Genomic DNA, 23,597 nt, shown 5'->3' with positions numbered 1-23,597 from the left:
GGTCAGCGGGTGACGATCTCGTAGAGGGCGAGGTTGCCCCATTCGAGGTTCGCCTTGTGGACGATCAGCCGGATCTTCTGCGTGGACACCGGCGCGGGCAGCCGCATCGTGCTGGTCTCGACGGTGGCGCTGCTGGACGGCCAGTCGATGAGATGGTGGTCGACCCGGGTGACCCAGGAGTCGCCGTCCCAGGTCTGGAGCGAGACGTCCGTGATGCCCTGGCCCCCCGCCCAGGCGGTGTGCAGGGTGACCTCGGAGAAGGTCCGCGGCGTGCGGTAGTCGACGGTGATGTCGCCGGGGAAGGTCACCCCGGTCGAGGCCGAGGCCCACGGCGTGCCGGGGTCGCCGTCGATCAGGTTCTCCAGCGCGGACGCCGACACGAACGACGAGGTGGCCACCGGCACGCCGCCGGGCGGCAGGTACGGCTCGGCGGCGGCGGGCACGCTCAGCCGCACCTCGCCGATCCGGAAGCGGCCCTCGCCGGTGACGACCAGCCGCACCCGGCGCGTGGTGACCTCCTCGGGCAGCGTCACCGCCTGCTTGGCGCCGCTCGCCCTGGTCTGCCAGGTACGGCCGTCCGCGGAGGTCTGGACGTCGAACACGATGTCCGGCGAGCCGCTCACCTCGACGCGGCCGAAGGTGCGCGGCACGGCGTAGGTCAGGTCGACAGTGCCGGGGAACCGCGGCTTGGGCACGCTCTGCCAGAAGGTGTCCGGGTCACGGTCGGCCAGCCGCTCCAGCTGGCCCTTGGGCGTGAACGTGCTGCTCACCTCGGGGAGCGGGACGGCCCGCTGGTAGGCCCCGAGGTCGGGCGCCGCGTCCGGGACGGGCGTGCCGGCCAGGTCGGAGACGGCGGGCACGCTCACGCCCGCGTCGAACACCGGTGAGCCGTCGAGCGGGCGGTATCCGGCCAGGCCGCCGGAGCCGGGCGAGGCCAGCCGGGGGTCGGCCACGATCGCCTTGTGGTCGGGCCCCGTCGGCGGCTGCGGCGTGCCCCAGTACAGGTTGTGGTCGTAGATCGCGCCGTTCTTGCCGTCGAACCCGGCGCCGGCCGCGTTGAGGAACACGTTGTCGCGCACCGTGACGCCCGCGGCGTCGTTGTAGATCCGCACGACCTTGCCCAGGGGGTACTTGCCGGCCCCGGCCAGCGGCGGCTTCACCTCGACCACCCGGCCGTCGGCGTAGACGGTGTTGTGGTGGATGTCGGTGCCGTGGGTGGCCGTGGACAGCCCGAACACCTCGTAGCCGTCGCTCTCGCTGACGTTGTAGCGGACCACGGTGTCGCGGGTGGGCGCGCCGGCGAAGGACACCGCGATGAAGAAGCCGCCGTCGTTGTGGTGGCTGTAGTTGTACTGCACGATGCTGCGGTTGTTGTCGGCGTCGGAGTCGAAGCCGTGCCCGTCGGAGCCCGGCCCGTTGAACCCGGTGCCGCTGACCTCGTTGCGCTGGACGACGAGGTCGTCGTTGCCCTGCCACCAGATGCCGACGTTGCCGCCGGTCGGCTTGGTGCGGCCGGTCACCGCCCGCTCGACCTTGTTGCCCTCGACCAGCGCGCCCTTGGTGTGCATCGGGGTGATGCCGCCGCCGGTCACGTCATGGACGTGGTTGCCGCGGATGGCGACGCCCGTGCTCGGCGTCCAGGCGACCACCTCGCTGTCGGGGATGCCGGTCTCGACCGGGTAGAGGCTGGTCATGCCGTTGCGGCGGGACCAGGTGGACCACATGATGATCCCGTAGGAGCCGATCTCGGAGATCTCGTTGTCCTCGATGACCAGCCGGTCGAACCAGGTCGGCGTGCGGTTGCCCCTGATCGAGATCAGCAGCCCGGCGGTGGCGACGCTGTGGCCGCCGGCGCCGTCCACGTCGTGGATGTCGAGGTTGCGCAGGGTGACGTTCGCCAGCTTGCCGGAGTCCTTGGCGTACAGGTTGACGCCGGTGCGGTAGACGGCCCGGCCGTCGCTGTTGGTCACCTGGAGGCCGTCCACGACGAAGTCGTGCACGTCGGCGATCGTGACGGCGGCGCCGTCGAGCCCGCCGCCCTCGATCAGCGGCTTGGCGCCCTGGCCGTAGGAGCCGACCGTCGCCGGGTCGCCGGGCGCGCCGGCGCCCTTCAGGGTGAGCCGGCCGGTCCAGCGCTGCCCGGCCCGGAACAGCAGCCGGTCGCCGGGGCCGAGCCGCAGCTCGCTCGCCTTGTCCAGGCTCCGCCAGGCGGTGGCCGGGCTCGACCCGTCGGCGGCGTCGTCGCCGGCCGAGGCGTCGACGTAGTAGGTGGTGCCGGTCGCGGCCTGCGCGGGGGTGGCGGCCAGGAGTCCGGCGAACAGCGTTAAAGCGGTGACGATGACGCGCAAGAGCGGGCGTCCTTTCCAGGTCATTTGCCGATACCGGCCGTCATGCCTTCGACGACCCGCCGGCCGAGCCAGATGTAGAGGATGACCATCGGATAGATGAGGATCACGATCCCGGCGAACAGGCCGCCCCAGTCGGAGCTGTACTGCATGGTCGAGTACAGGTTGAGCAGGGCCGCCGGGAGCGTGCGCTCCTCGGGCAGCGGGGTGATGAGCAGGACCAGCAGGGTGGAGTTCCACAGGCCGATCACGTTGAGCACGAGCACGGTGGTCAGGCCCGGCCGGGCCAGCGGCGCGATCACGCGGACGAACGCCGTCAGCGGCCCGGCGCCGTCGAGCTCGGCGGCCTCCTCGACCTCCCTGGGCAGCGACCGGAAGTAGCCGGTCAGGACGAACACCGCGAACGGCAGCGACAGGACGACCTCGAACACCAGCAGCGTGATGCGGTTGTCCCACCAGCCGGTGACCCAGTCCTCCATGAACGTGTAGACCGACAGCTTGGCCACCACGATCGGGATCGCCATGGTCTGCAGCGGGATGCTCAGCCCGACGGCGAAGAACCCGGTGATCGGCCCGGCGATCCGCCGCGACGACCGTGACAGCGCGTAGGCGGCGGGCGCCGCGATGGCGACGATGAGGAACGCGCCGAGCGCGGTCAGCACGACGCTGTTGAGCGCGGCGATCGAGAACTGGCCGGCCTGCCAGGCCGAGTCGTAGTTCTCCCAGGCGGGGGAGTCGGGCAGCGCGAACGGGTGCAGCCACACCTCGCCGGAGGACTTCAGCGACTGCAGGCCGACCCAGGCGACCAGGGCCAGGTTGAAGACCACCCACGCCCACAGGGCGACGGCGGTCAGCCGGGGCAGCAGCAGGTCGCCCAGCAGCCGGGCCAGCGGACGCCTCACCGGGACGGTCGTCATGACAGCTCCACGCTCTCTCGGCGGGTGATGCGGCGCACCAGGACGATCAGCACGATGGTGATCAGGGTCACCACCACCCCCATCGCGGCGCCGGACCCCAGTTCGGGCACGCCGCCCCCGGTGATCACCGTGTACTGCTGCACGGCCACGGTCCTGGCCTGCAGCGGCGGGGCGCCGGGCGTGCCGCCGGTGGTGAAGGCGATCACGATCTCGAACACCTTGAGGCTGTTGACCACCCACAACACGGCGGCGACCGCGAACACGTCCCAGGTGAGCGGCAGCGTGATGTGGCGGAACTGCTCCCACTTGGTCGCGCCGCCGAGCACCGCGTCCTCGTACAGGTGGGGCGGGATGCCGTCCACGGCGGACATCATCAGCGCGATGTAGAAGCCGGTGGAGGACCAGACCAGCCCGCCGATGACGCACCGGAAGACCAGGTCGGGGCCGAGCCAGGGGAGCCCGTCGATGCCCGCCCAGCCCAGCACCTGGTTGACGACGCCGCCGGGGTTGAGCAGGAACCCGACCGCGGCGCCGACCGCGATCGCCGAGATGATCATCGGGAGGAAGACGACGGACCGGATGAAGGCCCGTCCCTTCAGGTGGCGCAGCGCCATCATCGACAGGAACGTGATCCCGAAGACCAGCGCGCCGCCCGCGACCGCCAGCAGGAAGGTGTTGGCGAACGACTGCAGGAACGCGTCGTTGCGCAGCAGCGCCTGGTAGTTGCGCAGGCCGCGCCACTCCATCTCGGCGCCCGGCCCGGCCCAGCGGTACAGGCTGACCCACACGCCGTAGAAGGAGGGCAGCACGAACAGCAGCGTGTAGAGCGCGAGCGCGGGCAGCAGGAAGGGCCAGAAGGCCCGTTCCCGCGCCGGCCGCAGGATCTTGCCGCGGTACGGATCCCGCGACGGGAGCGCCGTCTCCGCAACGAGGGAGCCGTATGCCATGTCAGCCCTTGTTCGCGAGGTAGTCGGCGGTCTTCTTCTTGCCCTGCGCGACGAACTCGGCGGCGTCGATCTTGCCCGCGAGGAGCTGGTCGTCCAGGGGCAGCAGGAGGTCCACCCAGTACGCCTTGTCGGCGGCCAGGGTGTCGTAGGTCTTGTGCACGGCGGGCGCCTCGGCGATCGCCTTCTGCACGTCGGCGAGGAAGTCGGGGGCGGGGATGTCGGGGCGCGAGGGGATGTTGAGCGCCTCGGTGGAGATACGGCTCAGGTACTTGCTCTGCAGCGCGAAGGCCAGGAACTCCTTGGCCGTCTCGACGTTCTTGCCCTTGACGTTGACGCCCCAGCCGAGCGCGCCGACCTCGACGGAGTCCTTGCCGCCGGCCGGGAGCTGGAAGGAACGGATCTTGGCGCCGGCCGGGGTCTTCGCCTTGACCTCGCTGGCCAGCCAGGTGCCGTTGATGTTCAGGGCCGAGTTGCCCTGGGCCCAGTCGTCCTGCGCGGCCGGGTACTTCGTGGCCATGTGGTCCTTCTGGAAGTAGCCGCCCTTGGTGAGCTGCTCGACCTGCTTGGCGGCGGCCAGCACCTCGGGCTTGTCCCAGGCGGCGGCGTCCTTCGACAGCGCCAGCAGGCTGCCGGCGCCGTTGGCGCGGACCAGGGCCGAGTAGAACCAGTAGACGTTGTAGAAGGGGATGGTGCCGTCCTGGCCGATGCCGGTCCGGCCGGCGGCCTTCTCCTTGTCGAGGAAGGCGATCAGGTCCGCCCAGCTGCGCGGCGGGTTGGCGGCCAGCTCGGGGCGCTTGGCGGCGTCGTACCAGACGGCGGTGGAGATCACGGTGTGCGGGAGGAAGCCCAGCCCCTTGTCGTCGGAGGCGGCCTGCCGGACCGAGTCGGGCAGCACGTCGCCGACGGTCTTGCCCTCGCCGGGCACCTGCTTGGTGAGCAGGTCGTCCAGCGGGGCGTTCAGGTTCTGGGCCCGCCAGCCGGGCAGGTTGTCGGTCGCGACGTCGAACAGGTCGGGGCCCTGGCCGGCGGCCATCTCGGTGGGCAGGTTCTCGGTGCCCTTGCGGCCGACGAACTTCGCGTCCACCTTGACGTTGTTCTGCTTGGCGAAGTCGTCCAGAATCGCCTTGAAGATCTTGGCCTGCGGCTCCTGCTCGCCCCAGGAGGAGCGGTAGACGAGGGACTTCTGCTCGGCCTGCCCGGCCGGGCCGCCGCTGTTCTTGTTGCCGCACGCGGTCACACCGAACGCGAGCGCGCCGACCGCCACCAGCGCGGCCGTCCGGGAGAGGACGTTGGTCATGGTTGTCACCTTTCAAGGGGGGAGGGCTCGGCGAGAGTGATCACCGTGCCGGACAGGCGGGCGCGCTCGGCCGCCCAGACCACGCGGTGCGTGGCCAAACTCTCGTGACCGCTGGAACGGATCATCGCCGGGTCGCCGCAGGCCACGGCGTCGAGGAAGGCGTCCATCAGGCCGTCGTCGCCGCCTCCGTGGCCGCCGGCCATCGAGGCCCCGGCGCCGGTCCGGGTGTCGATCTCGGTGATCCGGTCGGTGAGGAAGTCGTGCAGGCGCAGTCGCACGCCGTCGCCCTCGATGGAGCCGTGCGTGCCGAAGATCCGGGTCTTGCGGTGCTCCAGGGCGGCGAAGGCGGTGACGGTGAACGAGGCGGTCGCGCCGTCGGCGAACTCCAGGTTCACCACCTGGCTGTCGACCACGTCGTTGTCGCAGCCGAACACGCACCGGCCGTACGGGCCCTCGCGCAGGGCGGTCAGCACGCCCCGCTCCGTGTGGTCGGCGGTGACCGCCGACAGCGGCCACCACTCCTTGTCCGGGTCGCCCAGGCAGCCCAGGTAGAGCCGCTTGGCCGAGTACGGGCAGGTGGCCTCCACCGGGCAGTCGAGGCAGTTGGCCGTGGCGCCGGCCGGGGTCTGCTCCTCGCGGAAATAGACGAGATCGCCGAAGGAGGACACCCGGTGCGGCAGACTGCCCTTGATGTAGGCCATCCAGTCGAGGTCGTGGCAGGCCTTGGCCAGCAGCAGCGGAGCCGACTCCGCCTCGTTGCGCCAGTTCCCGCGGACGAAGGAGTGCGCCTGGTGCCACCAGCCGACCTGCTCCAGGTGCTGGATGTTCATGATCTGGCCGACGGCGCCCCGGTCGACGAGCGCCTTGAGGGTCCGCGTGTAGTCGGTGTACCGCATGACGTGGCAGACGGCCAGGATGACCCCGTTGCGCTCGGCGGCCTCGGTGATGCGCGCGGCCTCCTCCTCGGTCGGGGCCATCGGCTTCTCCAGCAGGATGTGGTAGCCGAGGTCGGCCGCGGCGACGGCGGGCTCGGCGTGCATCCGGTCCTGGGTGCCGATGATCATGGCGTCGGCCAGCCGGCCCGCCGCGACGAGGTCGGCCCAGTCGGCGAAGACGTTGCCGGGCGCGATGCCGTGCTCGGCGGCGAAGGCGGCGCGGCGTCGCGGATCAGGCTCGGCGACGGCCACGATCCTCGCGCGGCCGGTCGTCAGGGCCCGGCGGGCGTACAGCGTGCTCCGCAGCCCCGCGCCCGCGACGGCGAGCGTGACGACGGGTTCCGACATCGATGTCCTTCCGGTTTGCCACTTAGTAATTAAAGCTGTTTTTATTAGTCCCTGTTTGTATTGGTCGCCAGGCAGCACTGTCAAGGGGGGTCCATGCGGAAGGTCGCGCTCCAAGGAAGCGACGCACATCGCTTGCGGCGGATCAACATGATCGCGACGCTGCGGGCGATCCGCGCGGCGGGCGTCGTCCCGCTCACCGACCTGGCCCGCCGCGCCGGGCTGTCCAGGCCGACCGTGGAGGGCCTGGTCGAGGAGCTGCACGGGCACGGATGGCTGGAGGAGGTCGCCCCCGAGGCCGGCCAGATGGGCCGCCCGGCCCGCCTCTACCGGTTCCGGGCCACGACCGGCTACGTCGTCGGCGTCGACATCGGCTCCTCCAGCGTCCGCGCCCAGGTGACCGACCTGGAGGGCGAGCCCGTCGGCCTCGGCTTCACCCGCGTGCAGGCCGATTACGGCAGGGCCGAGCGGCTGGCGGCCGTCCGCGCGACGATGGCGGCCGCGCTGGGGGAGGCCGGCGTCACCGCCGACCAGGTGTTGTCGGTGGCCGTGGGCACCACCGGCGTGGTGAGCCCGTCCGGGACGGTCCGCCTGTGCGTGGGGCTGCCCGAGTGGACGGGCCTGGACCTGGCGGCGGAGGTGGGCCGCGACTACCCCTGCCGGATCCTGGTGGAGAACGACTGCAACCTGGCCGCCCTGGCCGAACGGTGGGCCGGGGTGGCCCGCGAGGTGGACGACGTGGTGTTCGTGCTGTCGGGCGTGCGCACCGGCGCCGGCATCCTGGTGCGCGGCGAGCTGCACCGCGGCGGCCGCGGCATGGCGGGCGAGATCGGCGCGCTGCACCTGGTCGGCTGGCACCGCGCCCCCGACCACCTGGCGCGCTTCGCCCCCGGCGCCGCGCCGGAGGAGGTGGCCGGGCTGGTCTTCGCCGCGGCCAGGGACGGCGACCCCGCCGCCCGGTGGGCGGTCGAGCAGTACGCGCACGACCTGGCCGAGGGCATCGCCGCCATCGTGCTGACCGTGGACCCCGACCTGGTGGTGGTGGGCGGCGGCGTCTCGCGCTCGGGCGACGTGCTCATGGAGCCGCTGCGCCGGCACCTGGACCCGCTCTGCCTCGAACCGCCCGCCCTGGAGATCTCCACCCTCGCCGACCAGGCCGTCGTGCTCGGCGCCGTACGGCACGCGCTCAACCACGTGGACGAGCTCCTCTACGACGTGGATCTCCCTCTTGACCTGACCCTCTTCAGGCAAGATATTAAACCTTGATTAATTAGTAACTCGGGCGCCCGACCGTCACCTTCTCCCCAGGAGTTGCCGTGTTCCGAGTTCTCTTACCGTGCGCCGCGCTGGTCCTGACCTTCGTGGCCGCGCCCGCCCCGGCCTACGCCGCCACCTCCTACTACGTCGACCCCGCAGGGAACGACGCGGCCGACGGGCACTCACCGTCCACCGCGTGGCGGACCCTGGACAAGGTCAACGCCCAGACCTTCCAGCCCGGCGACACCGTCCGCTTCAAGGCGGGCGGGCAGTGGACCGGACGGCTCGCGCCGCGCGGCTCGGGCTCGGCCGGCAGCCCGGTCACCTTCACCTCCTACGGCGCCGGCGCCCGGCCGTCCATCGCCGGCGGCGGCGTCGTGGACGCGGCCGTCAAGCTCGCCGACCTGCACGACGTCGTCCTGGACGGCTTCGAGGTGACCAACACCGGGTCGGGGAGCACGCCGCGCATCGGCATCGCGGTCACCGCGACCGACCTCGGCGCCGTCCCCCGGATCACCGTGCGCGGCAACTACGTGCACGCCATCCAGGGCGCCGCCTCCGGCTCGCAGTCCTCCAACCCGTCGGCGGGCGGGATCATCGTCAGCGCGCTGGGCAAGAACACCGCCACCTACTACCAGGACCTGCTCATCGAGGGCAACGAGGTCGCCGACTCCCGCTCGTACGGGATCGTCACCTGGTCGCAGTGGATGCAGCGCGAAGGCTGGACGTCCCTGTGGAGCGACCTCATGGGCATCCCCGCCGCCGACTACCGGCCCTGGACGCCGAGCACGGGCGTCGTCGTCCGCGGCAACGACGTGCACGACATCTCGGCGGGCGGCATCACCGTCATGCAGGCCCAAGGCGCGCTCATCGAACGCAACCGGGTCGCCAGAACCGCCCAGAACCACGGCAACGTCGGCATCTGGTGGGCCGGGGCCGACGACACCGTCGTCCAGTTCAACGAGGTGTCCGGGACGAAGTACTGGGGCCTGGCCAGCGACGGCAACGCCTTCGACGCCGACGCCTCCGTCCACCGCAGCCTGGTCCAGTACAACTTCAGCCACGACAACGAGGGCGGCTTCTTCATCGCCGTCTCGACCGGCACCGGACCGGCCGAGGCGACCATCCGCTACAACGTCAGCCAGAACGACGCCAACCAGGTCTTCGCCTTCTCCACCAACACCAGGAACATCGACGCCTACAACAACACCATCTGGGTCCCGCTGACGCCCTTCATCCAGAACCATCCGGACCGGGCCTCGTTCAGCCTGGTGAAGGTGTGGAGCAGCTCGGTGAGCAACGTCCGGCTGCGCAACAACGTCATCCACAACGGCGCCAACCTGCCCTACAACGACGGCGGCGCCGTGCAGTACGACCGCAACCTCTACTACTCCGGGCCGGTCCCCGGCGGCGACCGGGCGGCCCTGTCCGGCAACCCGCTGCTGACCGCCCCCGGCGCCGCCGCCGCGCTCGCCGACCTGTCCGGCTACCTCCCGACGGCGTCGTCCCCGGTCCTGCGGCAGGGCCTGGAGATCGCCTCCGACGGGGGCCGCGACGTCTCCGGCACGGCCCTGCCCTCGGGCATGCCCGACCTCGGCGCCGTCCAGCGGACGGCGGGCGCGGGCCTGTCCGAGCCGGCCGCGACCGTGACCACCTCCTTCGGCGACGGCCAGAGCACCACCCCCGCCGCCCTCACCGACGGCTGGGACTACACGACCTGGGCCAGCCCGTCCTCCGGCGTCACCTATCCGGGCACCGTCACGCTCACCTTCCCCAACCCCAGGACGGTCGGCGAGGTCGTGCTGGCCACCCACTTCGGCCAGGGCCAGGGCATCACCTCCCTCGACGTCCAGACCTGGGACGGCGCGGCCTGGGTGACCCGGACGGCCGGCGCGGCGATCAGCTGGGCGAGCAACACCGCCACGGTCGAGCGGCGGTCGGTGCCGCTGCCCGCGCCGGTCACCACCACCCAGGTGCGCCTGGTCGTCAAGGCCGCCAACCACACCTGGGGCAACCTGTCCGTCAGCGAGATCACGACCCGCTGAACCGTCTCTCGTCGAAGGCCGCGCCGGGACTTCCGGCGCGGCCTCCCGCCGCCGGGTTGACCTCAAGCGCGGTTGAGATTGCACGATGTCCTGGCCCCCGACCGCTTTCCCGATCAGGACAGGACGTTCATGAAGCTCGAGATCTACGCCGACGTGCTGTGCCCCTGGTGCTACATCGGCAAGCGACGCCTGTCCCGCGCGCTGGCCGGGCACCCCGCCCGCGACGGCGTCGAGGTCGTCTGGCGCAGCCGCGAACTCGCGCCCGACGAGGGCCGGACCCCCGGCCCGACCGCCGCCGAGGCCATGGCGGGCTGGTGGGGGGAGCAGGCTCCCGCCCGCGTCGCCCACATCCGGGAGGTGGGCGACGCCGAGGGCCTGGAGCTGAACCTGCACCTGGCCCGGCCGGTGAACACCTTCGACGCCCACCGGCTGGTCAAGCTGGCTGCCGCCCGCGGCCGGGCCGAGGAGATGCTGGAGGCGCTGCTGCACGCGTACCACACCGAAGGGCTCAACGTGGCCGACGCGGAGGTCCTGCGGCGGCTGGCCGCTCAGGCCGGGCTGGACGGCGCGGAGGCGCGCGCCGTCCTGGCCGGCGACGAGTACGCCGAGCAGGTGCGCGCGGACCGCCGCCGCGCGGCCGAGCACGGCGTCACCGGGGTGCCCAGCCTGGTGATCGACGGCCGTCCGCCGGTCTCCGGGGTCCAGCCGGTCGCCGACCTGCGACGGCTGCTGGGCGACTCGACCGGCTGACGCCGTCCTGGCCGTCAGGCGCTGTGCTCCAGGGCCGGTTCGTTCTCCTTGCGGCGAGTCGTCCAGAGGAAGATCAGCGCACCGGCGAACAGCACGATCGAGGTCCACTGGTTGATCCGCAGGCCCAGCAGCGTCACCGCGTGGTCCACGCCGCCGACCGGGTCGATGCGCAGCCCCTCGATCCAGAACCGTCCGGCGGTGTAACCGGCGACGTAGAGGGCGAACAGCCGGCCGCGGTCCGTCCGCAGCCGCCGGCCGGCCAGGATCAGCGCGAAGCCGAGGGCCACGTCCCACAGGGACTCGTACAGGAACGTGGGGTGGTAGAGCGTGCCCGGCAGGCCGCCGTGCGCCTGGTCGATCTCCAGGCCCCACGGCAGGGTGGTCGGGCTGCCGTACAGCTCCTGGTTGAACCAGTTGCCCCACCGGGCGATGGCCTGCCCGAACGCGATGCCGGGCGCGATCGTGTCGGCCACCGGCCCGAGCGGCACCCCCCGGCGGCGGCAGGCCAGCCACACGCCCACGCCGCCCAGGGCGACCGCGCCCCAGATGCCGAGCCCGCCCTCCCAGACGAACAGCGCCTGGTACGGCTCCTTGATCGCGCGCGGGCCGAAGTAGGTCTGCCAGTCGACGAGGACGTGGTACAGACGGCCGCCGACCAGCCCGAAGATCACCGCGGGCATCGCGATGTCGCCGATCGTGCCCCGCTCGCCGCCGCGGGCGCGCCAGCGGCGCTCGCTCAGCCAGATGCCGAACCCGCTGGCGACGATGAAGCACAACGCGTAGGCCCGGATCGGCACGAACCCGAGATACCAGACCCCCTGGGAAGGGCTGGGAATCGAGGCGAGGGGCATGCCGGTGACGCTAACCGACGAACGGCCTCCCGAGCGGGCCCGTGACCTGATCGCTAGCCATCCGGACGGCCGGCGTGACCTGGCGGAGGTAAGAATCTACTTTGTAAAGGCGGCGGGTCGTATCAGAAGCGGCTCAGGGCTTCTCCAGGACAGGGCAGGCACCCGGCGCAGGGTGCGGGGATCAGGAGGAGAGACCCCATGCCGATCGATTACACGTTCGTGGAGCTGAAGGAACTGGGACTGCCGCGGCCCCTGAACGCCGACGTCGCCGCGGCCGCGGTCAAGTACCGCGGCCTCGCCTCGGCGACCGTCGCCTTCCCCGACGGGCGGCTGACCGATGAGGAGCGTCACGCCCTGACGTGGCTGCTGGCCTCGTACGCTCCCGCGGACAGCGAGCCCCAGACCAACCACCAGATCATGCCCCTCACGGCCACCACCGTCGGCCAGGTGATCCTCGCCTACGGTAAGGGCCGCCACGCCACCGCGACCCTGGTCGGACGCGGCCTGCCGGCCGGCGCCGAGCCGCCGAGCCGCGACCTGGACCAGCTGAGGCAGTCGCTCACCACCACCTACGAGCTGGCCGGGATCACCGGCGTCTGGACCGTCGACCACCTGGTCAAGCTGCATGAGGCGCTGCGGCTCGTGCCCGCCGCCGACCGCTCCGCGCTGCGCGGCGTCGAGATCGAGCGGGTTCGGGAGTTCGAGGGCGCGGGCGGTCACAACAAGGCGAAGTTCGTCTACGAAAGAGGCCCCTGGTCCGGATCGCTCGGCACGCTCAAGATCACCGACGCGATCTTCCGGGACGACGCGATCGGCTTCTACGGCGGCGCCTCCGCCCGCGCCTGCTCGCCGAGCGTGCGTGACATCCTGCACGAGGTCGGCCACGTCGTGGAGAGCGCAGCGTGCCGGACCGCCTCCAGGAGCAACGCGGCCTGGGCCGTCCAGAGCGTCGGCGGGCGGGGGTACGGCCCGCTCGAACGCGTCCCGAAGGACGCGGTGACCGAGGCCGTCCAGCTCAGGACGGACAACGACGCGCTGAACGAGCTCGGCCCCACGCTCTCGGGCGCCGAGGCCAAGGCCCAGTACAACGCCCTGCTCGACGCGATCGAGAAGGTCCAGGCGTGGATCACGGCCAGTGACGAGAAGGGCGTCTACCCGCAGGAGAACGCGCTCGCGCAGCTCAAGAGCGACGTGACGACCAAGCTGACCCAGGAGACCTGGAAGACCTACCGGGACGAGATCGTCCGATGGTGCGACGCGCAGATCCTGGAGGTCCGCTGGCGGGCCAAGTTCAAGACGCCGCAGGGGAACGACATCACCCCGTGCCTGCGCAACTTCGTCGTGTTCGTGAACGAGGAGAAAGTGGGCCAGGACCTCACCCCGTACGCGCTGACCTCGGCGGGGGAGCTGTTCGCGGAGACGTACGCGTTCTGGATCGTCGATCCCGACGCCGTGGGGCGGCACCACCAGAAGCTCCGCGCCTACTTCGACGACTTCCGCTACCGCCGCGCGGACTGAGCCCGCCGCCGTCCGGCCGCCACGACGGGCGGTCACGGGGGTGGCGCGGCCCGGGTCACGCGCGGCTGCCGCCTCTGGCGCGAGGTCCCATGACCTGCCGGCTGAAGGCGGCCAGGGCGGCGTCGATCGGATGGGGCCGGGGCCTGCCCGACGCGTCCGGCCTGTTCCATCTCGCCAGGTTCGTCGTGATGGACATCTGCCGCCTGCCGTCGTCGCGGGTCAGCGACATCGTCGTGGCCCCCCAGACCGTGCCGCCGTGGCCCCAGCAGGTGCCGCCTCCCGGGATCTCGACCTTCTGCAGGCCGAGGCCGTAGTCGATGATCTCCCCGGTGTGGGCGCGGACCGGGACCGTGCGGTGCATCTCCGCCAGCATGGACAGGCCGACGATCTCGCCGCAGAGCAGCAGGCCGTAGAAGGTGTTGAGGTCCTCCATGGTGGACACCAGGGAGGCCGCCGTCCGCACCCAGGACATGTCGTACACGCTGTAGTCGCGGGGCGGGTCGATCATGCCGAAGAACGACTCGTAGATCCGCGGGTGCGGTTGCTCGATCCTCGGCCCGCCGGGGAAGGCGGTGTTGCGCAGCCCGGCGCGTTCGATGACGTGCCGGGTGACGTACCCCTCGGCCGTGGCGCCGGTCACGTGCTCCAGAAGCCGGCCGAGGATCATGTAGTTGGTGTTGGAGTAGACGCCGGGAGAGCCGCCGGGCTCGCCGGTCGGAGGCGCCGCGAGCCCCATCCTGATCAGCTCGGCCGGCGGGAAGTACGTGAACCGGTTGCCGTCCAGGCTCTCCGGCGAGACGTCCGGCAGGGACGGAAACCCGCCCAGTGACGGGAACGCGGCGGGAAGGTACTCGGCGATGCCGCTGGTGTGGTTGAGCAGCATCCGGACGGTGATCCGCTGCCCGCGCCCGCCCGGCACCAGCCGGGGCAGGTAGCGGCCGATCGGCGCGTCGAGCTGGAGGTCGCCCCGCTCGGCCCGCTGCAGGACGGCGGCCGCGACGAAGGTCTTGGTGATGCTGCCCACCCGTTGCGCCATCCCGGGCTCGACGGGACGGCCGGTCTCCAGGTCGGCGACCCCGGCGGCGCCCTGCCACACCCGGCCGGCGTCGCGCACCTCGGCGTACACGCCCGGCACGCCCGCGCGGCGCACGCCGTCCAGCGCGGAACTCAGGACCTCCGACCTCTCCCGGTCATTCACTGCTGATCTCATGCCCGCCATGATGGTCGCGCCGCCGTCCGGGGGCGTCCTGCCGGCGGAGTGACCTGCCGGTACCGCCAGGGGACCAGTGCGCGGCCGGCTACGACGCCGGGAGTAGTCCGGGCCGGTCCACGGGGTCCGTCACCAGGTGACGGGCAGCCTCTCCAGGCCCGATCCGCGCGTGGTGGTCAGTTCGCCGGCCGGTGCGGCCAGGGTGAGCGTGGGGATGCGGGTGAACAGGGCGCGGAAGGCCGTCTCCAGCTCGGCGCGGGCCAGGTTCTGCCCGAGACACTGGTGGGCGCCGTGGCCGAAGGTGAGGTGTCGTCCGGCGGGCCGCCGCACGTCCAGCTCCAGGGGGCGGTCGAGCAGCGCCTCGTCGCGGTTGGCGACGGAGGTGACGATCAGCACGCCGTCGCCTTCGAGGATGAGCTGCCCGCCGATCTCGACGTCCTCGATCGCCACCCGGGGGAGTGTGCCCTCGCCGGCGACGTACCGCAGGAGCTCCTCCACGACGCCGGGCCACGCGGGCGTGCCGTCGCGTACGGCGGCGAGCTGCTCGGGGTGTTCGAGCAGCGCGAGTGTGCCCAGCGAGATCATGCTGGAGGTGGTGACGTGGCCGGCGATCAGCAGGACGAGCGCCAGCCCGGTGACCTCGTCCAGGTCGGTCGCGCCCTGCTCGGCCTGATGGGCGAGCAGGGCGTCGATCAGGCCGTCGCCGGGGGCCGACTGCTTGGCCCGCACCAGGGCTTCGAGGTAGCGGCCGAGTTCCGCCATGGCCGCCGGGGCCTGCTCGGCGTCGTGCCGGAGCCTGGCCTGTCGCTCGAAGAAGGCATGGTCCTCGTACGGGACGCCGAGGAGCTCGCAGATCGCCAGCGAGGGCACCGGCAGGGCGAAGCCGGCCACCAGGTCGGCGGGCGGCCCGGCGGCCAGCAGGGCGTCGAGCCGCTCGTGCACGAGGTGTTCGAGCCGGGGACGCAGCGCCGTGACGCGCCTGACGGTGAACGCGGAGATCAGCGCTCTGCGCTGTCGCTGGTGCTCCTTCCCTTCGGCGCCGAGCAACATCGGCCGGGTGCGCGGGCCGGGTGGGAACGGAAGCGGCAGGGGCGAGCCGGGGTGCGCGCGGTCGGCGGTCAGCCGGGGGTCGGCCAGCAGGGCGCGGCCCTGGGCGTAGCCGGTCACCGCCCATGCCTGGCGCCCGTCGGGCAGCCGGACCTTCGTGACAGGGCCGGGGCCGTGGCCGTCGGCCGGGAGGTACGGGCAGGACTTGGCGGTCGGCAGGCCAGGGGGGTCGCCGGTGGCGGGTTCCGTCATGATCTGCTGATCCTCCATAAGATGCACAACGTATCTAATTGCATCCTTGCACGCTAGCACAGATAAGATCCGAAGTGCATCTTAAGGAGTGGTCCGATGACGCCCACGCGCCGACGGGGACAGCGACTGGACGACGCCATCCTCGACGCGACCTGGCAGATCCTGCACGAGGCCGGATACGCCAGGCTGACGTTCGAGGCGGTCGCGGCGGCGGCCGGCACCAGCCGCCCGGTGCTCAGCCGGCGCTGGCCCACCCGGGCCGAGCTCGCGCTCGCGGCCATGGAACGCGCCGCGCCGCCCGTCGCCGCGGTGCCGGACACCGGCGGCCTGCGCCCGGACCTGATCGACCTGCTGCGGGAGGCCGTCAACGGGTTCGGCGCCGTCCGCGGCGAGGTGCTGGCCGGGTTGCTCGCGGAAACGGCCCGCGACCCGGACGCCGCCGCCGCGGTGCGCGCGTGGATCGCACGCTCCACGGCCGGGCACGCGATGGCCGCCGTCCTGGCGCGCGCCGCGGAGCGCGGCGAGATCCCCACCGCCGACCTTCCTGCCCGGGTGCTCCGGCTGCCCTTCGACCTGGCACGCAACGAGGTGGTCCTGGGCGGCCTGCCGCTCGCCGACGACGTGATCGCCTCCATCGTCGACGACGTCGTCCTCCCGCTCGTCGGCGCGGCCGGGCGGGAGCGGCCGGCGTCCGCGACCGCGAGCGGGTCACCGGATTCCTGATCGGCTGGTTCCAGCGGCCCCTGACGCGGCCCCCTGCCCGACCGGTACGAACCTGCCCGCATCCGGTCGGCTTCCGGTCCACGTCAGGGGGTGCCGAGCCAGGTGGAGAGTGCTTCGTGCAACGCCGGTACGGCGGTGTCGGCGGGTTCGTCGACGGACGCGGCCCAGGCGACGTGCGCGTCGGGGCGGATCAGCAGGGCGTCGGACGGTCGCCGGTCGGTCCTGGCGGTGTGGACGTCGACGCGCTGCCCCCAGGCGCGGGCGGCCTCGCGAAGGTCGGCGCGGTCGGCGAGGTCGAGGAGGACGGGCCTGGCGGGGTGCAGGAGTTCGGCGACGCGGGTGGTTCCCTGGCCGGTGTGCAGCGGGAGGTCGGGTGCGAACGTCCCGGCCAGGGGGTGGGGGTTCGGGCCGGGCATCGGGTAGCGGATGTCGGCGCCGGCGATCATGGATCCCATGCGCCGCAACGGCTGCTCGTCGGTGAGCAGCTCCTGGACCATCTCACGGAGCGCTTCGGCGGCTGCGTCGTGCCCGCGTCGCAGCGCGACCTGGGCGCGGGTGTGCAGCATGGTGCGGGCACCGGCGAGGTGGCGTTCGGCGTGGTAGGTGTCCAGCAGGCCGTCCGGCGCCCGGCCGTGCAGGTCGGCGGCCAGTTTCCAGGCCAGGTTGACCGCGTCCAGCAGGCCGGCGTTGAGCGCCACGCCGGTGGCGGGGAACAGGTGCGCCGCGTCCCCGGCCAGCAGGATGCGCCCGGCCCGGTAGCGCTCGGCCTGACGGGCCTTGAAGGTGAAGCGCGACAGCCGGGTCGATCCCGCCAGTGGCAGGTGCACGCCGAGCACGCGGCGCATGCTGTCCTGCAGTTCGGTCAGGGTCATCGGGACGTCGTCGTCGTAGTCGGTGGTCTCGTCCTCGATGGTGTAGAGGGAGACGCTCGGGGCGCCGGGTGAGGAGCCGAGGCCGAACAGGCCGTGGTCGGTGCGGGTGAAACCGGCGCGGATCACGCCGAAGCCGGGGACGTCGAGATCGCCGTTGCCGAGCACGGTGACCTCGTCGGTCAGGGTGACCTGGGCCAGCCGGTTGACCTCGGGGTAGACGGTGCCGGGGAAGCCGATGCCGGCCCAGTCCCGGACGCGGCTGCGCGCGCCGTCGCAGCCGACCAGGTAGCGGGCGCTGACCCGGTACGGTCCGTCCGGGCCCCGCACGTCCACCCTCACCCCGGCGTCGTCCTGGTTCACGCCGGTCACCTCGTGCCCGCGGTGTACGTCCACGCCGAGCTCGCCGGCGCGTTCGTCGAGCAGCCGTTCCAGGTGCTGCTGCGGGAGCGGCAGCGCGTGCAGCGGCGGGTCCGCCAGCCGGGTGAAGTCCAGATGCACCCCGCCGAACGGGAACCGGGGTGCCGGGGCGGGGCCGGGGCAGGCAGCCTGGAAGCGCTCCAGCAGGCCCCGGTAGCGCAGCAGCTCCAGGATCTGGCCGCCGAGGCCGCCGGCCTTGGGGGTGTCGCGGCGGTTCGGGTGCCGCTCCAGCACCAGCGGCCGCACCCCGGCCAGGCTCAGTTCGATCGCCAGCATGAGGCCGGCCGGTCCGGCCCCCGCAATGATCACGTCGGCGTTCTTCATCGGTCACTTTCCTTACGATCTGTCGCGTGTCGGGTTTCAGAGGTCGGCGACGGTGGAGGTCGGGGTGTTGAGGACGCCGTCGAACGCCTCCAGGACGGGGGTGTGCACGTAGGCGCTCTGGATCCGGATGCGGTCGGGACCGGCGATCCCGTGCGCCTGGCGCAGGTCGGCGATGCTGAGCCCGAGCCCGGCCTCGGCGAAGGCGGCCTCGACGCTGCCCGGCTCGGGCGGCTGCAGCGCGGTGTCGTCGACGGCGAAGCCGAAGCGCGCGTTCTCGTCGGGGCGCATGTCGGCGGTGTGTCCGGCGGGGCTGGTCAGGGCGAGGGCGACGTAGTCATCGCCCAGGCGGTTGTGCAGGTGCTGCCCCATGGGCAGCCCCGTGAGCCGGCCGTTGAAGGAGACCGGCGTCTTCTGGATGTGGGCGTTGTGGGCGGCCAGCACGATGCGGGCCTCAGGGCCGGAACGTTCCAGGTGCCACTGGACCGACCCGGCCATGTAGACGTCCCTGGCCGAGGTGTCGGCGGTCAGGCCGGTGCCGGCGTACAGACCGGCCATGGCGCGAAAGCCGTAGTCGGCGCTGCAGGCGGCCTCAAGGCGGCGCAGGGCGAGGTCGTAGCCGGGCCGGTCGGCACGGGAGAGGTACAACACCTCCACGGCACGAAAGCGCATGAGCAGCCGCATCAGGATCGCGCTGAGAGCGTCCTGCTCGGCGGTTGCCAGGCGGGTCCAGGCCGGCGCGGCCGAGGCCGCGGAGGCGCCGGCGAACGACCCGGCGATCCGCATCGCCTCCTCGATCACCGGGAGGGTCTCGGGATCGACCTGGCGCAGGTAGTCGGCGACCGGGGCCAGGGCGGGAAGCAGGGACCCGCCGGCCGCCGGGATGTCGATCCCGGCGAAACGCACCGGCTCGGCCACTGAGGCGTTGTGCCGGCGCATCCAGCGCAGCGGCTCGTCGACCCCCACGGGGATCGCCGTCGCGAGCCGGGCCGCCAGCTCGTCGTCCGTGCCTTCGCCCTGCGCCCAGGCGTCCAGGGGGACGCCCTCGCTGAATCCGTACTCGAAGGCCAGGACGGTGAAGCCGCAGCGCTCGGCCAGGAACCGCAGGATGCGCCGGCGCATGACCGAGAACTCGGTGATGAAGTGGGAGTTCTCGCCGACCGCGACGACGCGCGCATCGCCGACGAGGTCGCGCAACGGCTCCAGGTCGTCGAGCGGAGCCTCGGGATCGAGGTGGGTGAGCGGGACGGCGTGGCCGCGAAGCCAGTCGGCGAACGGGTCGGGGCGGGACGAAGCGGGCATGAGGACAGCTCGATTCTGATCGTGGAATGGTGAAGGAACGACGAATGGAGGCGCGTGACACCGTGGGCGGAGGCGTCACCGGAGCCCGGTGGCGCGTCCTAGCGCCCGCGGGCCGCCGCTTCCTCCAGCTCCGCGACGCTGCCGGACATGATCGTGGCGACGTGCCGGGTGAGGTGCTGCAGCGGCCAGTCCCACCAGGCCAGCGCGAGGAGGCGGGCGATGTCGGCGTCGCTGTGGCGACGTCGGATGAGACTGGCCGGGCAGGCCGGTGACGAGGCCGAAGTGCTCGGCCCAGGAACCGCCCATGATGGGGAAGGGGAAGGTCGAGGGGCCGTCCATGCGGTGGTTGGCGCCGTTCATGATGAACCGCACGCCCTCACCGAGCGCGCAGAACTTGCCGATGATCAGTTTCTCCGGGCCGTAGTGGTACAGCACGTTGCGGGTCTCGAAGGCGGTCGGATCATCGGCGTCGTCGTAGTAGGAGAACTCGCCGACGTCGATCAGCGGTGAGGTGACCAGGGGCTTGAGCAGCACGACCCGGGGCTGATCGGGCATGGGGTGCAGCGCGGTCGGGTCAGGGGGGACGGGCATCACGCGATCGTCTTCTTCTCGTGAGGTGGTGGCGGTGTGGTCTGCTCTGCTTATGTGTACGGAACGTTCCGTACCGATAGGATGATGTCCAAGGTGGACGTCCGCTGTCAAGTACGGAACGTTCCGTACCGATATGGTGTCGGCGGAACCGGCACGCCGGGTGCGGGACGACCGAGATGTCCCGCACCGAACGGGCGCCCACCGGGTCCGCTTCCACTTTCTGGAGGATCTGTGATTTTTCGTCCCGCGGTCGAGGGCGATCTCGACCGTCTGCTCGGCTGCGTCGTCGATGAGGGCATCAGCTGGGCCCATCCTGACCGGCTGCTGTCCTTCCTCGAATCCGGCGACTACCGCCACGCGTGGATCTGGATCGCCGAGGAGAACGGCGAGATCCTGGCCCGCGCCGTGTGGTGGGGTTCGCCCGACGCCGGCAAGCCTCTCGCGCTGGACTGCCTCTACGTCCACCCCTCGGTCGACGACCCCATCGGCCTGGCCGCCGACCTGCTCGGCCACGCCCACGCCGCCTACGACGACAAGCCCGCCTACCACGTGTTCGTCTCCAACGGCTGGCGCGACGACCCCACGTCCGCGGCCGCGATCGCCTGGCGCCGGACGGCCGCGGGCCGCGCGGGGCTGACCGAGGAACTGGAACGACTGCGCTACGAGTGGACCGCCGAAGCCGGGGCGCCCAAGCCGTCGGGCCGGCTGGAGTTCCGCGGCGAGGACGACGACGAGCTGTTCGTCGCGGCGTTCCGCCGGGTGGCCGTCGGCACGCTCGACCACCACACCCGCGAAGCCCTGGTCACCATGGACCCGGACGCGCAGGCGCGCCAGGACGTCGCCGGCTACCGCTCCATGCCCGGTGAGCGCTCCTGGTGGCGCCTGGCCTACACCGCGGACGGCGAGCTGGCCGGGGTCGCGCTGCCGTCGGCGAACGGTGGCGGCCCGGTGGTCGGCTACCTCGGGGTGGTGCCCGAGCACCGCGGCCGGGGCTACGTGAACGACCTGCTCGGCGAGATCACCCGCAACCACGCGGCACGCGGCGTGCAGCGGATCGTCGCCGACACGGACGCGGGCAATGTCCCGATGGCCCGCGCCTTCGAACGCGCCGGCTACCGCAATTTCGCCATCCGCCTGGTCCTGTCCCCACCCCCGTCCCATACCTGATCGGCCGCTCGGCGCCGGACAGGGCGGGTACGCGCCCAGCCGGACCCCGCGCCGGAGTCCGGGCCCCCGCAGTCCTCCGCCCGTACGGAACGCGCCGTACCGATAAGGTGTCGGCATGACCGACACGCCCCACCGTCGCGGTGCCGACCGGACCGAGGCCATCATGCGGGCCACGCTGGAGCTCGGCCAGGAGATCGGCTACGCCAAACTGAGCATGGAGGCGGTCGCCGCCCGAGCGGGCGCCAGCAAGCAGACCATCTACCGCCGATGGCCGTCCAAGGCAGCCCTGTTGTTCGACTCGCTGTTGTCGGTGAACGGGCCTGCCCTGGACTACCCCGACAGCGGCGACATCGTGGCCGACCTGCGCGCCCAGATCCACTCGGCCGTTGACCTGCTGGCCGGGCCACCCGTCGGCCCGTTGTTCAAGGCCCTGATCGGCGAGGCCCAGCACGATCCCCAGATCGCCGCCGCGCTCAACGAACGCTTCGTCGCCCCACAGGCGGACAAGACCGTCGCCCGCCTGAAGGCGGCCCGCGACCAGGGGCAGCTGTCGCCCGCCTTCGACCTCACCCTGGCGATGGCGATCCTGTCCGGCCCGCTGTACTTCCAGCTCCTGATCACACAGGAACCGCTGACTCATGAGTACGTCGACCGGATCCTCGACGCCCTCTTCACCGGCATCGGCCCCACCCGCGCCCATTGACGTCCCACGTCATCCCGGCGACCTGCCCGGTTCTCCCCGCGGAGTGCAGGGCGGAGAGGAGCAGCCGACGCGGTCCATCTGCCGTCCGCCGGACGCGGGCTCAGGCGCAGCCTTTCCGCTTCACCGTCTTGGACCAGGCCGGGAGGGCGTCGGTGAGCTGCGGACGGGTGACGGACCACACTTCACGGCCTTGCCCCGGTACGAAGTCCTGCCCGCCCACAAGGACGTAGGAGGTCTTGTCGAAGATGAGCGATTCCCGGGAGACGGTACCCCCGGGCCCCAGGTTGTCCACCCGGGTCACCGCGATGCCCGGCTTGCCGGTGGCGTCCTTGAGCTCCTCCATCTCGATGCCCGGCAGGGTCGCGGCGATCTCGAAGATGGCCGCCTGCTGCCTGGGCGGGACCGGGCTGCCGAGGACGGAGCGGACGCCGTACCAGGTCCGGGTCGCCGGGTCCTTGCCGGCGACCATCTCGTTGCCGAGTTCGGCCAGCTTGCGCCGGAGCTGCTCCCGGTCCACCGGCCACTCGCGCAGGTCGGCGTAGGTGGGACGCCCGAAGCCGCGTTCGGGGCACCGGATCAGGAGCTCCTTGTACTCGCCCCCTCGGGGGACGGTCTTCGCCGGCTTGTGCCAGTGGAGCCCTGTGCGGGAGCCGTCCACGGACTCCCAGACCTCACCCGTGTTGTGCCGCGGAACGACGTTGCGGACCCCCTTCTCGCTGTACGACTCCGCGATGCGCTCGTAGTGGAGGTACTGGTCGTCGCGGGGTTGCGGCCAGGGCGCGGCGGTCGCGGCCGCGGCCGCCAGCCGCAGGACCTCGGCGGCGCTCGCGGGCGCGGAGGAATTGACCGTCTGGACGACGATCACCCCTGCGGCCATCGCCGCGACCAGGCCCGCCGCCGGCACCAGACGACGCGGCCCGGCCGGCCGGAACCGGCGCTTCGTACGGGCTTCGGCCAGGAGCGCGGTACGGGCGGGGGCGAGGCGATCCGCCGTCGGGTACGGCTTGTCGGCGAACAGGTCACGCAGCTCGGTCAGGTCGGTCTGGTCGTTCATGAGGTCTGCTCCATCGTGGGGTCGATGCTGCCGAGGACGTCGCGGACGATGGCCCGCGCGCGGCTGAGGCGGGAACGAACCGTTCCGATCGGGATGGACAGGGCGTCGGCCACCTCCTCGTAGGTGAGGTCGGCCCAGGCCACGAGTAAGAGGACGTCCCGGTCGCGGGCCTTCAGCGAGGCCAGCGCCCGGGCGAGCGGACGGCGTACGGCCTGTGCGCTCGCCCGCTCAAGTGCTTGTTCGGCGGCGTCGTCCGCGTCGGGCAGCGCGCCCACCTTCGAGTACGCCTTGTAACGATTGATCTCTGCGCGCTGGTGCCGGCGGACGAAGTTGGTCGCGAAGCCGTACAACCAGGGGAGAGCCTCCGGACGGGCGGTGTCGTAATCCCGGCGCTGCCTGAACGCCGCGAGGAACGTCTCGGAGACGACGTCGTCGGCCGTGTCGTCGCCGAGCCGGCGGGCCACATAACGGTGGATGTGTCCTGCGTGCCGGTCGAACAGCAAGGCGAAGTCCTCGGGATCTCGCCACGACCGTTCGATCAGGGCGGCGTCGGACAGCGTTGTACTGGGCGGCATGTGGTTGAGCCTTTGCAAGGAAGTGGTGTCGCCCGTCTTTCACCCGAGCCGGCGATCGAGTTCACGCGAGGCGGCCGTTCGCGGGCACCCCGGAGTGCACTCGCGACGGCCCTGGAACCGGTCTGTAAGGGCGGCTACGACCTCGACCGGGCATGA

At 71.8% G+C, this 23,597-nt stretch carries 20 protein-coding genes; 7 read left to right on the top strand and 13 right to left on the bottom strand.

Translation table 11 applies throughout. From position 1 onward, the window contains the following. Positions 1 to 2 precede the first annotated feature (2 nt). Genes ACFYUV_RS44720 through ACFYUV_RS44700 form a run of 5 tightly spaced genes read right to left on the bottom strand, consistent with a single transcriptional unit; the run spans position 3 to position 6,789 of the window. The gene (locus ACFYUV_RS44720; RefSeq protein ID WP_387680551.1) at positions 3 to 2,348 is read right to left on the bottom strand and encodes a discoidin domain-containing protein; all 2,346 of its coding nucleotides are present in this window, start codon (positions 2,346 to 2,348) and stop codon (positions 3 to 5) included. A 20-nt stretch (positions 2,349 to 2,368) separates the two neighbouring features. Then, positions 2,369 to 3,262: a carbohydrate ABC transporter permease gene (locus ACFYUV_RS44715; RefSeq protein WP_358296950.1), complete on the bottom strand. Its 894-nt coding sequence runs from the start codon at positions 3,260 to 3,262 to the stop codon at positions 2,369 to 2,371. Further along, entirely contained in the window at positions 3,259 to 4,209 is a 951-nt protein-coding gene (locus tag ACFYUV_RS44710) for a sugar ABC transporter permease (RefSeq protein ID WP_352360126.1), read from the bottom strand. The genes ACFYUV_RS44715 and ACFYUV_RS44710 overlap by 4 nt, the downstream gene beginning before the upstream one ends. 1 nt (position 4,210) lies before the next feature. Then, positions 4,211 to 5,506, bottom strand: a complete 1,296-nt coding sequence (locus ACFYUV_RS44705; RefSeq protein WP_387680548.1) for an ABC transporter substrate-binding protein — start codon at positions 5,504 to 5,506, stop codon at positions 4,211 to 4,213. 5 nt (positions 5,507 to 5,511) lie between these two features. Further along, positions 5,512 to 6,789 carry a Gfo/Idh/MocA family protein gene (locus tag ACFYUV_RS44700; RefSeq protein WP_387680546.1) on the bottom strand — a complete coding sequence of 426 codons (1,278 nt, stop codon included), beginning with the start codon at positions 6,787 to 6,789 and terminating at the stop codon, positions 5,512 to 5,514. A 147-nt stretch (positions 6,790 to 6,936) separates the two neighbouring features. On the opposite strand from ACFYUV_RS44700, the gene ACFYUV_RS44695 reads away from it, so the two are divergent. The 3 genes from ACFYUV_RS44695 to ACFYUV_RS44685 all read left to right on the top strand — a co-directional run bounded on the left by ACFYUV_RS44695 (position 6,937) and on the right by ACFYUV_RS44685 (position 10,838). Then, the gene (locus ACFYUV_RS44695; RefSeq protein WP_387680544.1) at positions 6,937 to 8,052 is read left to right on the top strand and encodes an ROK family protein; all 1,116 of its coding nucleotides are present in this window, start codon (positions 6,937 to 6,939) and stop codon (positions 8,050 to 8,052) included. A gap of 50 nt (positions 8,053 to 8,102) precedes the next feature. After that, the gene (locus ACFYUV_RS44690; RefSeq protein ID WP_387680541.1) at positions 8,103 to 10,088 is read left to right on the top strand and encodes a right-handed parallel beta-helix repeat-containing protein; all 1,986 of its coding nucleotides are present in this window, start codon (positions 8,103 to 8,105) and stop codon (positions 10,086 to 10,088) included. A gap of 129 nt (positions 10,089 to 10,217) precedes the next feature. Then, positions 10,218 to 10,838, top strand: a complete 621-nt coding sequence (locus ACFYUV_RS44685) for a DsbA family protein (protein ID WP_387680538.1) — start codon at positions 10,218 to 10,220, stop codon at positions 10,836 to 10,838. A 14-nt stretch (positions 10,839 to 10,852) separates the two neighbouring features. On the opposite strand, the gene lgt is transcribed toward ACFYUV_RS44685, so the two are convergent. Beyond that, entirely contained in the window at positions 10,853 to 11,689 is an 837-nt protein-coding gene (gene lgt, locus ACFYUV_RS44680) for a prolipoprotein diacylglyceryl transferase (protein ID WP_387680535.1), read from the bottom strand. Between the two features lie 198 nt (positions 11,690 to 11,887). On the opposite strand from lgt, the gene ACFYUV_RS44675 reads away from it, so the two are divergent. After that, positions 11,888 to 13,207, top strand: coding sequence for a hypothetical protein (locus ACFYUV_RS44675; protein WP_387680532.1), 1,320 nt, complete (start codon positions 11,888 to 11,890; stop codon positions 13,205 to 13,207). Positions 13,208 to 13,262: 55 nt separating this feature from the next. Here ACFYUV_RS44675 and ACFYUV_RS44670 read toward each other — a convergent pair whose 3' ends face one another. Further along, positions 13,263 to 14,417, bottom strand: coding sequence for a serine hydrolase domain-containing protein (locus ACFYUV_RS44670; protein ID WP_387680530.1), 1,155 nt, complete (start codon positions 14,415 to 14,417; stop codon positions 13,263 to 13,265). Positions 14,418 to 14,546: 129 nt separating this feature from the next. After that, complete coding sequence (locus ACFYUV_RS44665; RefSeq protein ID WP_387680527.1) at positions 14,547 to 15,716, bottom strand: cytochrome P450; 1,170 nt, start codon at positions 15,714 to 15,716, stop codon at positions 14,547 to 14,549. A gap of 96 nt (positions 15,717 to 15,812) precedes the next feature. On the opposite strand from ACFYUV_RS44665, the gene ACFYUV_RS44660 reads away from it, so the two are divergent. Further along, on the top strand, positions 15,813 to 16,439 hold the full coding sequence (locus tag ACFYUV_RS44660; protein WP_387680525.1) for a TetR/AcrR family transcriptional regulator: 627 nt from the start codon (positions 15,813 to 15,815) through the stop codon (positions 16,437 to 16,439). Positions 16,440 to 16,522: 83 nt separating this feature from the next. Here the strand turns inward: ACFYUV_RS44660 and ACFYUV_RS44655 are convergent, their stop codons facing one another. The 3 genes from ACFYUV_RS44655 to ACFYUV_RS44645 form a co-directional block, all read right to left on the bottom strand. Further along, positions 16,523 to 18,052 carry an FAD-dependent monooxygenase gene (locus ACFYUV_RS44655; protein ID WP_387680522.1) on the bottom strand — a complete coding sequence of 510 codons (1,530 nt, stop codon included), beginning with the start codon at positions 18,050 to 18,052 and terminating at the stop codon, positions 16,523 to 16,525. Between the two features lie 36 nt (positions 18,053 to 18,088). Further along, on the bottom strand, positions 18,089 to 19,351 hold the full coding sequence (locus tag ACFYUV_RS44650; protein ID WP_387680520.1) for an erythromycin esterase family protein: 1,263 nt from the start codon (positions 19,349 to 19,351) through the stop codon (positions 18,089 to 18,091). 75 nt (positions 19,352 to 19,426) lie between these two features. Then, a complete protein-coding gene (locus ACFYUV_RS44645; RefSeq protein WP_387680517.1) occupies positions 19,427 to 19,942 on the bottom strand; it encodes a hypothetical protein in 516 nt (171 codons plus the stop codon). Between the two features lie 231 nt (positions 19,943 to 20,173). Here ACFYUV_RS44645 and ACFYUV_RS44640 point away from each other — a divergent pair, with 231 nt between their 5' ends. After that, positions 20,174 to 21,109 carry a GNAT family N-acetyltransferase gene (locus tag ACFYUV_RS44640; protein WP_387680514.1) on the top strand — a complete coding sequence of 312 codons (936 nt, stop codon included), beginning with the start codon at positions 20,174 to 20,176 and terminating at the stop codon, positions 21,107 to 21,109. A 115-nt stretch (positions 21,110 to 21,224) separates the two neighbouring features. Further along, positions 21,225 to 21,812: a TetR/AcrR family transcriptional regulator gene (locus ACFYUV_RS44635; RefSeq protein ID WP_387680512.1), complete on the top strand. Its 588-nt coding sequence runs from the start codon at positions 21,225 to 21,227 to the stop codon at positions 21,810 to 21,812. Between the two features lie 100 nt (positions 21,813 to 21,912). Here the strand turns inward: ACFYUV_RS44635 and ACFYUV_RS44630 are convergent, their stop codons facing one another. Together ACFYUV_RS44630 and ACFYUV_RS44625 are read right to left on the bottom strand one after the other, a co-directional pair. Beyond that, the gene (locus tag ACFYUV_RS44630) at positions 21,913 to 22,866 is read right to left on the bottom strand and encodes a CU044_5270 family protein (RefSeq protein ID WP_387680510.1); all 954 of its coding nucleotides are present in this window, start codon (positions 22,864 to 22,866) and stop codon (positions 21,913 to 21,915) included. After that, entirely contained in the window at positions 22,863 to 23,441 is a 579-nt protein-coding gene (locus ACFYUV_RS44625; protein WP_387680507.1) for an RNA polymerase sigma factor, read from the bottom strand. The genes ACFYUV_RS44630 and ACFYUV_RS44625 overlap by 4 nt, the downstream gene beginning before the upstream one ends. Positions 23,442 to 23,597: the final 156 nt, after the last annotated feature.

Origin of the sequence: Nonomuraea sp. NPDC003560, assembly GCF_042878785.1 — a bacterium.
GTDB lineage: Bacteria > Actinomycetota > Actinomycetes > Streptosporangiales > Streptosporangiaceae > Nonomuraea.
Note: the sequence above shows the minus strand (reverse complement) of the source record. Positions and strands in the feature narration are given on the sequence as shown.